We start from the raw sequence: 10,381 nt of genomic DNA on the forward strand, positions 1-10,381 counted from the left end.
GGACATGCGATGCTACTCAAGACTGACCTGATCGCCGAACCGACTTTCTCAAGCACCCGCCCCGAGCTTCTCATTCGGGCCGTAGACGCATACAACGTCCAGCTCCCCTATGAAAACGAATTCCGCCCGTCCTGGCAGCCAGGACTTGTCCGCACAAGCCGGGAGTTCACCTTGGTCAAGGTGACAACAGAGGGCGGCGTGGTCGGATGGTCTGGTGCTGATGGGCATCAGGCTGGAGCCATCGAGAAGTGGGTTGCTCCCTATCTGATCGGCCTCCCTGTCACTGCCGCGGAGTTCCACGCCGTCAGTTTGCGCCATGCAACAGCGAAGTGGTTCGTCGATATGGCGATCTGGGACGCCATCGGCAAGATTGCTGGACTCCCGCTCCACCGGTTGTGGGGGAGCATCCGTGACAGGATCCCGGCCTACGCTTCGACGAACATTCTCCGGGATCCGGCAAGCACGGCGGACCTCGCATCCGGCTACCGCGAAGCGGGCTACAAAGCCATGAAGATCCGGTTCCACCGCGACGACCTTCGTGAAGACCTGGCAGTGGTGGACGCGATTATCGATGCCGAGCCCTCAATGACCATCATGGTTGACGCGAACCAAGCGACTCACCTGCCCTCTCCTTCCCGCGATGTTCCTTGGGACTACTACGCAGCCAAGATCGCTGCCGACGAACTCGCTGAGCGAAATGTGCTATGGATTGAAGAACCCCTTCCACGCCATGATCTGGATGGACTCAGCCGGCTCACAGCCGAAACATCAATCTACATTGCCGGCGGTGAGGCCAACACCGGCCTGCACGAGTTCCGCCGTCTCATCGACCGGCGAGCATACGACATCATCCAGCCGGACTGCACCTTGTCAGAGGGGATTTCTCAAATGCGTAAAATTGCTGCCTACGCTGAGATGGCCGGACTCCATTTTGTTCCTCACCACGGACTGAGCGGGCTCGGCCTCGCAGCAACAATGAACTTGGCATGCACAGTTCCCAGCCCCGTGTGGCTTGAGGTGATGGATGAGCCTGGAGTTCGTCCCATCAGCGAGTACCAGTGCCTCAGCGGTATCATCACCACTCCCATCGAGATTGACTCTGACGGCTATGTGCGCCCTTCAGAGCGCCCGGGTCTGGGCATCGAAATAGACGAGGACGCGATCGCAGGGTTTCGAGTATGAATCGACCCACATCCACTGAGTCGACTGCAATGGACCCTCACCCCTCCCGGAGCGTGACGCTCATTTCCAATGGCGAGTCCACGATCTACGGCAGCCAGATGTTTTGGAATCGTCGGTGGGCGGAGATGGTTCGCATCGGTTACAACACGACCGTCATTCAGGAGGGTGATCGCTGCATCTTGGTCAATGTCTCACCCCCGCTTAATGGCTCCATCGCACGAGACTTCCCTGACTGGTTAACCATGATCGAGGCTCCGCAAGGCCGCTTCAGGGCGCCACCACACGGGGACCTGTTCAAAGCTCTTGAAAGCCTTGATCTCCAACCTGAGGATGTCACCGACATCGTCGTCACGCCATTCCAGCTGTACTCAACTGGCACGCTCCTGGCTTTTCCGAATGCTCGTTTCCACTTGTCCAAACGCGGCTGGGCCCATCTCCACGTCACCAAAGAACACCCGCATGACGACAGATGGAGAAGCTTCGATCGGAACACTCTCGGCGAGCTCGTTACCGGATCCTGGGAAAGGGTCAGGCTACTTGAAGACGAAGACGAGATCATTCCTGGCGTCCGCACGTGGTGGTCAGGAGGCCACCACCGAGAGTCGATCGTTGTGGAGATTGACTCACGGATCGGCGTCATTGCCGTGTCTGACACGTTCTTCTGCACCGAGAACATCACTGAGGGAAGACCGATCGGTCTCAGCGAAAACATGTACGAGTGCGTCAAGGCGCACAACCGGATCCGCGACTCGGCAGATCACTGGGTATCGATACATGACCCAGATGTCTTCGGAATAGCCGACGCCGGCATCGTGCGGTTGACCTGACAGGATCCCTGCTATGAGCACGCTTCATTTCTCTGCAGAAGTACAAGAGAACTAGGGGCTACAGAACGCCGATGTCGGTCCAACCTGTTACCTCTAGAATGCAGCTGCTCCGTGACCCTTCGTTTCAACGGGGGGTCACGGAGCAGGCTCTCCGAGCAGCCACTACAGGCCGAGTGACCCGGGGAATACCTGCGTTGTCGAATATTGACCGCAGCAAGTTTGGCGTTGCGATCGCAACCCTGGACGGCGACCTGGTGACCTGGGGCGACAGCCATGAACCGTTCTCCGTCCAGAGCCTTTCGAAGCTGTTCTCCCTGTGTGCCTTGCTCAGACTCGTGCCTTCATCATGGACTTCAGTTGGCTGGAGTCCAACCCTCATCGAATACAACTCTCTTGAGGGGGTCGAGGCACGTTCCGGGATCCCCCTGAACCCATTTGTAAATGCTGGCGCTCTGCTCGTCACCGACAGATTGGAAGCCCTCACAGGTGACGCTGTTTGCGCGACACGTGAATTGCTGCGGCTGTCGAACCCGGCTGCTGCATGGAGAGTCGACGCAATGGTAGCGAAGTCAGAGGCTGCCGTAAGTCACCGGAACAAATCGATCGGCTATCAACTCGCGTCGTACCAACTACTGTATGCCGACGTGGATCGTGTTCTCACCTCGTACTTTCGGCAGTGCGCGCTTACTGCAAACTGCATCGAACTGGCATCTGCGGCCCTTTTCCTCGCAGATCGCGAAAGCGCATATCGAGTGCTACCTAAACGCCTGCGGCACCAGGTCAACTCAGTCATGCTCATGTCTGGGACCTACAGCGGCGCACCGGATGTTTCGTTCCAAATCGGGCTCCCAACCAAGTCAGGCGTTGGCGGAGGTCTGCTGAGCGTAGCCCCTGGGCAAGGCGCAATTTGCGTTTGGAGCCCGCCCTTGGACAGGAGAGGGAACTCCTCCGGAGGGCTTGCGGCGCTGAGTATCATCGCTTCGGCGCTGGACTGGTCCATTTTCTAGGGATGAGCTGCGTCGGAACTATCCGGAAAGCACTGACGAGGAATTCACCCCGGAATCGAACAGGCTGCGGATCGCGGCCAAACCTGCCTTGAAGATGCCACATCCTGCGTGGAACGGCTTATTAGGCCCTCACCTCCCACGTATCGCCACCACACTTCCAGGGGCCGGGCTTCCAACCCATAGAGACCCGAGAACCACTGTTGGCAATACGAAAAAAGCATGACCGCGCCCAACTAACAAGTATTGGAGATATCGCCATTCCGGGAGCAGACTGTTCTCAATCGACATATATGGGCCGCCCAACAGCCCCGTAAGCGAAAAAGGAGTGGCCGACCAAGCCTTGGACCGCAGCGCTGCGGACAGGGGTGTGGCGTTCGCAGGAAAACTACCACCGCGAACGCATTGGCTTAGGCCAACCAGCAACACCATGTGAATCGGGAACTAGGTTAAAGGAGACCAAATGTTCTACAAAACGAAGGGGCTGCGACGGAGGAGCCAACTAGCTGGCGGAATCGTCGCAATCTCGTTCCTGCTGGCTGCTACGCTGTCCGGTTGCTCCAACACCGGGACCGGTGGCGGCAACGAGCCATCAGGAGGAACAGCAGCGCCGGGTGCCGGGGCCGCCGCAAAGCTTGTACCTGAGTCATACAAAAACAAAACGGTCAAAGCGGTTGCGCTACAGGACTACCCTCCGGCCGGGTTCATGCAAGACGGAAAATGGGTCGGATATATGGTCGACCTGACGAATGCCATCGCCGCCGATACTGGACTCCATATCACCATCGAACCAGCCACATTCGACGACATCATTCCTGGACTCCAGGCCGCCCGCTGGGACATCGGAATGCCATCTTTCGCGGTCACCGATGCACGTAGAAAGATCATGGACTTCATATCCCTTGGTCAGTACGCAACAGGATTCATCCTTCCGTCGAATTCAAACAAGACGATCTCCACCGGCACGGATCTGTGCGGTCTCACCGCCGGCGTCCTGCAAGGATCGGCTCAAGCTGACCACCTGGCGACACTTAGCGCTGAATGCAAAAAGGCGGGGAAGCCGGAGATCATATCGCAAGCGTATCCCTCAGCAAACCAGGGGATGTTAGCGCTGTCGAGCGGGCGGGTTGAAGTCTTCAGCGTAGGAAGCGATACCTTTCCTGTCCTCGCCCCCAAAGGCAACGGGAAGTTTGTGGTCCAACCGTTCCTTTATGAATCCGCGCCAATGGGCATAGGGATGCCAAAGAAAAGCCCGCTCACACCGGCCGTTCTGCAAGCAATGAAGGATCTGGTGGCTGACGGCAGGTACCAGAAGATCCTTGCCAAGTACGGAAGCGAGGCTAACCAGTTGACCGGTCCACCGGAGCTGTTTCAGTAGCTTCCGCCATGCGGCGGAACGGGACGTCGGAGACCACCGAATCCAAATCCACAGGAGCCAGTGAAAACTAGTGCTTCGCGTCCCGTTTCGCGGCAACATTACATAGGGCCAACGAGGACCATGAGACGCGAATTTTTAGTGGCTCGTCCCCGCTCTGCCCAGGACTAGAGAGGAGCCGATGTGCCACTGCAACATAGGCAATCGCACCCGGGCCGAATCACTTCGAATAGCGAAAAGGTCGGCCTGAAGGATGTTGCACCAATCCTTAGAAAAAACCAACACGAGCTGCCACTCGCCCATCAGATTCGCTATGGTCGTTTGCTGTCCGGCGCGGTCGCGCTTGTTGCCCTTGGCCTGATCGCGAACCTGTTCGTCACTAACTCAAGCATGCAATGGGACGTTGTACGCCAATACTTGTTTGGGCCGCAAATCCTGCTGGGGCTCTACAGGACGCTGGAACTCACGGTCCTAGCGATGGCCATAGGCATCGTACTGGGCACCGCGCTGGCACTCATGAGATTGTCGTCGAATCCGGTGCTTTCAACGGCAAGCCTGCTGTTCGTCGGGTTCTTCCGCGGTACGCCACTTCTCGTTCAGATCATCTTCTGGTTCAACCTCTCGCTCCTGATTCCGACAGTCTCGTTGGGGATCCCTTTTGGACCAACTTTCGTCAGTGTCGAGACAAACAGCCTGATCACTCCTTTCCTCGCAAGCCTGTTGGCCCTAGGCCTCAACGAGGCGGCCTACATGTCAGAGATAGTTCGCGCCGGAATGACATCGGTTGACCCGGGACAGTTTGAAGCCGCTCAAACGATCGGCCTGTCCAGAAAGGCAACCATCAACCGCATCGTGCTCCCACAGGCCATGCGCGTGATCATCCCACCAACGGGCAACCAAGTCATTGGGATGCTGAAGTCGACTGCTCTGGTCAGCGCCATCGCCTACCCCGAGCTCCTATATTCAGCTCAGCTGATCTACTCCCGTACCTACGAGACAATTCCGCTCTTGATTGTCGTCAGTGTTTGGTACCTGGTCGCAAGTACGATCCTCTCCTACTTCCAGCGTCACCTCGAAAGGCACTTCTCTCGAGGACGACGCCCGATTCCCCGCGGCGGGTCGCGACGTCCAACTGGAGACAGGCGCCAACCAGCGGCGAAGTTGAAGTTGAACAGTGCGCAAGATCTGGGAGGCGAGCTGCGATGAGCGAACCAGTAATCCGGGTCGAGCACGTCAAAAAGACCTACGCCCACCACGAAGTCCTCAAAGGTGTGAGCGTAAGTCTCCAGCACGGAGAGGTACTCTCCCTTATCGGCCCATCAGGATCCGGAAAGACCACGTTGCTCAGATGCATTGCCGATCTCGAATCAATCGACTCAGGGGGCATCTATCTTGACGGCGAGCTCATGGGCTACCGGATCCATGGCGGCAAACGCCATGCGCTGAAACGCGGCCCGGCAGCTCGACAGCGAAGCCATATTGCAATGGTGTTCCAGAACTTCAACCTTTTTCCGCATCTAACAGCTCTGCAGAACGTGACCATCGGGTTGACCCTTGGGCGCAAAGTACCAATTGCATTGGCGCGGGAACGCGGGGCTGCCTTGCTTGAGCAAGTAGGCCTCGGGGACAAGCTGGGCGCCTACCCTGGCTCACTCTCGGGCGGACAACAGCAGAGAGTCGCGATAGCTCGGGCCTTGGCTCTCGAACCAAAGGTGATCCTCTTCGATGAGCCAACTTCAGCATTGGACCCCGAATTGGTTGGCGAGGTCCTCGACGTCATGAGGAATCTCGCAGAGGAGGGAATGACAATGATGGTTGTTACACACGAGATTGACTTCGCCCGGGACGTCAGCGACCGGCTCATCGTGATGGCTGACGGAGGCATACTCGAAGAGGGCAATCCAAAACAGATTATTTCGAACCCAACCAACGAACGCACGCGCAGATTCCTGGGAATGCTTGCCCAGAACGAGTCCGCGGTGAAATGAACTCGTCCCGGATCCACTTCCAGAGTTGGTCTGGGGTGGGGCGGTAGATGTCAGCCGGCACTAGGTGATCGATTCCAGCTCCCGCTGGGTAGCCAACGGTTCCCGGCGCAACGTGAACGTCCGGAGCTCCGCGTTGGCGCTTGGCAGTTTGGCCTGGACCTGCCAGTGTTCGACGCTGACAAGTTCCCCGGTGCCGATGGCTGCCCGTTGCGGGTCTCCCACCGCGCGTCCCTGCTGAACCAGTGTGCAGTGTGGACGTCGGGATCAACCATCCCGATCCGGAGAGCCATAATGCCGACAACAACCTCGAGGATCACTGTCAAAGTCGAGGACCCGCATCAAGGGATCGGCAACTTGAACAGACTTGCGCCCTGTTCCGCAACGAAGCAACAGATCGCGGCATTGTCGTAACCAGGGTCGATCACAACACCTTCGAGGTCGGCCCTCAGCCCCGACGTCCCGTTCGGCATCACTCGCGAACTCGATTTGCTATGACTCGGGAGCCGGCACGGGTGTCCCCAGACATCCTGCCCAAGCACCCGCCGGAGGCCACGGACCTGTCGAAGGGACAACACAACACGTGACAGAGCACCATCAAGAGGACCCGCACCTGGAAGAACCACATTGCGAGGACGCGCAGAGGCACCCCCTGGTGATCTGGACAAGCGTCAGCCCCGGCGACGTTTTGTCGATTCGAGGGTTCGGAACCCGGGACTGGGTCGGAACAGTCGAATCCAGGACCAGCGACGGGCTAGTTATCTGGATAAGGGATGACCTCAATCAGAGGAAATCTTTCCATTTTCGCGAATGTCACTCCGTCCGCGTAATCAAATGATCCGCGGCGATACGCCACAGCGAGAACGACCTGCGGCATAGACCTTGATGTTGAAGACGCGGACCAGGGTTTGCGCAGGCCTTCCCGGGCCCAGACTTCCACGCCCCGTGACCAGGTTGAGCAGGGCGTCGGGGCGGATATCGATGACGACGCCTGTGCCGTCGGCCTGCCGGGCAAATAGTCGGGTCCGTGCGAAGTCTGGGGGAGCGACTCGGGAAGGGTGATCCTGAAGGGCTGGGAGGCTACTCCTGTCACATCGGGATCAAATTGCACGCGCATCAGCTGGTCTCGTTCGTGGCCAGGATTCAAACCCGACATGGCGATGGTTCGTCGCACACCACCACAGGCCCGCAAAACAGTCTCAGATACCTCCGGAAAAGCGTGGTTTTTTGCCGTGTTCGACAGGAGCTGAGCATGAGACGTTCTAGTTTTCGTCGACCTCCATGCCGGCAAACAATTCCAAAAGGGACAGGTGCATAAAAGAAACCCTACGATCTGAAGTCACCACAAGCATTCCATGCTCTAGAAGCCAGTTCTCCAAAGGCTGGCCCACCTCCAGAGGTTGCTCATCAAGGCAGCTACGGAAGACATCCAGTTCGATATACCGGCTTGGCGAAGCTGATGGAGCCGGATGAAGTGGCCCGATTCAGGGCGCCGGCTTCCAGAGGTCCAGGTCTGACCACTGGGCGGGAAAGCCCATGCTAACCTGCGGTGAGATGAGGTCGGACCCGTCCGGGGCCTGAAGCCTAAGGTCGAGTTTTCTGGCTTGCGTCTTGAAGGTCAGAGGCCAGTTTGTACCGCTTGTGTGTGACCTGAGCATGAAGGCCAAGACGGCGGCGTAGATGTAGAGCCTTTGATGTGCTTTGGGTGTGACAGTGAAGCCGGGCTTGAGCAAGTGGGCCAGCAACGCGCCGTCAGTGTCGTGTTCTCGGAGCGAGAGAGATCGCTTGAAAGCCCGGTTGAAAAGACGCGAGCCGTGGGCGGAGGCGTTTCGAAAGTCCACCATCATGCGTAGCACGGCACCAAACCGGCTGGGATGGGCAAACCCGAACATGCGGGCCACCGCGCGCGCGTCCGGGGTTTGCATGAGTTCGAAGAGGAACGGCAGATTTCCGAAGCTCAACACTTCAGTGACGGCCCAAATAGGGAGGTCTTGTTCCGGATACTTCAACAGGTGGTGCCTGGTGAAGTCTTCGTCCTCCGCGCCAGAAGTGACCGCGTCCCTCCAGGTCTTCGTCCACGCATCAAACTTTGTGTGTTCGCCGGCTGCTTTATCGCAGCTTTGCGCATCCAGAAATTCCTTGGACGCATGGGCTGCGACGTTCTTCGAGGCGAGCGTGTGGGCGATGGCAGCCCGTAAGCGCACCTCGAATTCCAATAGGCCTTCCTGGCAGACTCGGGCCAACTTGAAGTCGAATGCTTCCAGCTTCATGACGTGATCGATGCTTGCACCAGCTATGTACTCGTCTGATCGGTACTGGTGCAGACGCTCGCTGACCTTGTCCGCAGGAAGCAGCTGCCGGAAGACGTACCGGTATGCACCGGAGCGGAAGTAGCCGACAGGCGTAAGGAAGTTAAGCGCCGCGGCGCGGTCAGGAATGGCGAGGCCACGGTCTTCGAGTTGTTGAAGCAGCTCGTCGCGCTCCTTGAAGTCCTTCGTATACTCCACGCTTCACCGTTTGTCGCACAATGAAAATCGCCCCCTTGAGCCGAGGCTCAGAGGGGGGCGATGTCTGATAGATAGAATCTAGCACAATCAAAGGGAGTACGAGCACTCCATGGGAAGCTCGCAATCGGCACGAGAAGAGCTGCTGCGCCTACAGCTCATGGAATCATGCGTTAGATGCAGGAGACGTAGAGCTTTAAGGTCAGCGCGCCTCTCCGCATGTCATTGGCTTCTAACCTGCTAGGCGGTTCAATTCCTCGCTCACTGGAGTTCTCGCAGCTACCAGTGCTGCCGTTGGTGAACACCCATAGCTGGATTTCGTCACCCCGGAGCTGATCAAGGGGTTTGACCGAAGCGCCGAACCATGTTGACCCCACCGCCAATTCTCAATGCAGATCAGCGTCGCCCGCGTGCGCGGCAGCCCGCGCGCGGTGCACCCGGACGGGTGGGTTGTTTTGAGGCCGCATACCTGTTCCTTCAGGTGCCGTCGCAGGGTGGACGATAGGACAATGGAACAGACATTCCCGGAAGCTCAGCTGATCGTGCGCTAGTCAAGAGAGCTCTCAGCCTTCACACCAGCCCCATCGCCTCCCTGATCCGATTCCCCGCCGCTTTGTCAGGAGCCTTCGGCGGCCTCTAAGGCTCTCGATGCAGTTCAAGTCCCACGCGGCTCAAATGGGGCGCTTGTGGCGCCACGGGGCAGCAAAAAGCCTCTCACGACAAAGCGTGAGAGGCCTCTGCCGTGGAGCTAGTCGTCAGCGTGACGCTCTAGGGCTTCCTCATATGTTTCGTCCGGAACCGGGGCCGCGTTGATGATGTCTTGACGTTCGGAGGGGCTTAGCTCCTCCCTCGCCTCAACAGCCTCTACCCAGGCTTGGTATTCCTCGTAGTTCTTGTAGTCGTACACTTCGGACACATCAGGCCTCTCGTCAGTGATGGAGGAACTGATGAAGACAGTTCCTGGTGAGACTTTATCCGGGAAATCTGCGCTGCCCTTTCCTTGCCTGCTGCCTTCCCTGTTGCCCGCTGCGGGCCTGCGCCCTGCCATGCGGCCCCTCCGGGGTATCGATCGCGCTCCCCGGCCGCATATGCTGCCAATGAAGCATCGTCTTCGGCCAGATTGTGCCTTTGGCCTGATGTCATTCCAGGTGTGTCAGCTGCGTCGGGGTATGCGTTACTCTCTGGCTGCTTCCGCACAACCCCGGGCGCAAATGCGCGCGCCAAGGCGAAGACTAGGACCAGAACAGGCATCACGCATGGACGTGTTTTCATTCGATGACCTTGGTTGGTTCGAGTTCGCCGTTCCCGCCGTCACCGAAGTGCGCAACGATGCCACCGCCATCGGAACGCTGAGGGCCTCGTTTACGTTGCGCTGGTACACGCTGTTCGAGTTTCGTGCTGATTGGGACGGGCCATGGTGGGAGCAAATGACCTGGCGCCACATCAAGTCCTGGGACGTGGCGAAGCTATGAACCGCCGGGATGGACAGCCCTGGCTCAACAGA

The 10,381-nt window shown here is 58.2% G+C and carries 10 protein-coding genes; 7 read left to right on the plus strand and 3 right to left on the minus strand.

Annotated elements, in window-relative coordinates; all coding sequences use genetic code 11:
- Positions 1-9 precede the first annotated feature (9 nt).
- The 6 genes from AB4Z38_RS23635 (at position 10) to AB4Z38_RS23660 (ending at position 6,376) form a co-directional block, all read left to right on the plus strand.
- Complete coding sequence (locus tag AB4Z38_RS23635) at positions 10-1,182, plus strand: mandelate racemase/muconate lactonizing enzyme family protein (RefSeq protein WP_441431965.1); 1,173 nt, start codon at positions 10-12, stop codon at positions 1,180-1,182.
- Between the two features lie 29 nt (positions 1,183-1,211).
- Positions 1,212-2,009, plus strand: a complete 798-nt coding sequence (locus tag AB4Z38_RS23640) for a hypothetical protein (RefSeq protein ID WP_441431966.1) — start codon at positions 1,212-1,214, stop codon at positions 2,007-2,009.
- Positions 2,010-2,107: 98 nt separating this feature from the next.
- Positions 2,108-3,016 (plus strand): glutaminase A, encoded by a 909-nt coding sequence (gene glsA / locus AB4Z38_RS23645; protein WP_441431974.1) that lies wholly within the window; start codon positions 2,108-2,110, stop codon positions 3,014-3,016.
- 460 nt (positions 3,017-3,476) lie between these two features.
- Entirely contained in the window at positions 3,477-4,391 is a 915-nt protein-coding gene (locus tag AB4Z38_RS23650; protein WP_441431967.1) for an ABC transporter substrate-binding protein, read from the plus strand.
- Positions 4,392-4,571: 180 nt separating this feature from the next.
- Entirely contained in the window at positions 4,572-5,594 is a 1,023-nt protein-coding gene (locus AB4Z38_RS23655; protein ID WP_441431968.1) for an amino acid ABC transporter permease, read from the plus strand.
- On the plus strand, positions 5,591-6,376 hold the full coding sequence (locus AB4Z38_RS23660; RefSeq protein ID WP_441431969.1) for an amino acid ABC transporter ATP-binding protein: 786 nt from the start codon (positions 5,591-5,593) through the stop codon (positions 6,374-6,376). The genes AB4Z38_RS23655 and AB4Z38_RS23660 overlap by 4 nt, the downstream gene beginning before the upstream one ends.
- Before the next feature lie 60 nt (positions 6,377-6,436).
- On the opposite strand, the gene AB4Z38_RS23665 is transcribed toward AB4Z38_RS23660, so the two are convergent.
- From AB4Z38_RS23665 to AB4Z38_RS23675, 3 genes are all read right to left on the minus strand, one after another.
- Positions 6,437-6,598, minus strand: coding sequence for a hypothetical protein (locus AB4Z38_RS23665; RefSeq protein ID WP_441431970.1), 162 nt, complete (start codon positions 6,596-6,598; stop codon positions 6,437-6,439).
- 1,259 nt (positions 6,599-7,857) lie between these two features.
- Positions 7,858-8,880, minus strand: coding sequence for an Abi family protein (locus AB4Z38_RS23670; protein ID WP_441431971.1), 1,023 nt, complete (start codon positions 8,878-8,880; stop codon positions 7,858-7,860).
- A 745-nt stretch (positions 8,881-9,625) separates the two neighbouring features.
- Positions 9,626-9,925: a hypothetical protein gene (locus tag AB4Z38_RS23675; protein ID WP_441431972.1), complete on the minus strand. Its 300-nt coding sequence runs from the start codon at positions 9,923-9,925 to the stop codon at positions 9,626-9,628.
- Positions 9,926-10,133: 208 nt separating this feature from the next.
- Here AB4Z38_RS23675 and AB4Z38_RS23680 point away from each other — a divergent pair, with 208 nt between their 5' ends.
- Positions 10,134-10,349: a hypothetical protein gene (locus AB4Z38_RS23680; protein WP_441431973.1), complete on the plus strand. Its 216-nt coding sequence runs from the start codon at positions 10,134-10,136 to the stop codon at positions 10,347-10,349.
- Positions 10,350-10,381 lie beyond the last annotated feature (32 nt).

This window comes from Arthrobacter sp. 2RAF6 (assembly GCF_052115205.1).
GTDB lineage: Bacteria > Actinomycetota > Actinomycetes > Actinomycetales > Micrococcaceae > Arthrobacter.

Excerpts from the sequence above, each read along its gene's own strand:
- AB4Z38_RS23635 (WP_441431965.1), top strand. The coding sequence starts at position 10 with ATGCTACTCAAGACTGACCTGATCGCCGAACCGACTTTCTCAAGCACC.
- AB4Z38_RS23640 (WP_441431966.1), top strand. The coding sequence starts at position 1,212 with ATGGACCCTCACCCCTCCCGGAGCGTGACGCTCATTTCCAATGGCGAG.
- glsA (WP_441431974.1), top strand. The coding sequence starts at position 2,108 with ATGCAGCTGCTCCGTGACCCTTCGTTTCAACGGGGGGTCACGGAGCAG.
- AB4Z38_RS23650 (WP_441431967.1), top strand. The coding sequence starts at position 3,477 with ATGTTCTACAAAACGAAGGGGCTGCGACGGAGGAGCCAACTAGCTGGC.
- AB4Z38_RS23660 (WP_441431969.1), top strand. The coding sequence starts at position 5,591 with ATGAGCGAACCAGTAATCCGGGTCGAGCACGTCAAAAAGACCTACGCC.
- AB4Z38_RS23675 (WP_441431972.1), bottom strand. The coding sequence starts at position 9,925 with ATGGCAGGGCGCAGGCCCGCAGCGGGCAACAGGGAAGGCAGCAGGCAA.
- AB4Z38_RS23680 (WP_441431973.1), top strand. The coding sequence starts at position 10,134 with ATGGACGTGTTTTCATTCGATGACCTTGGTTGGTTCGAGTTCGCCGTT.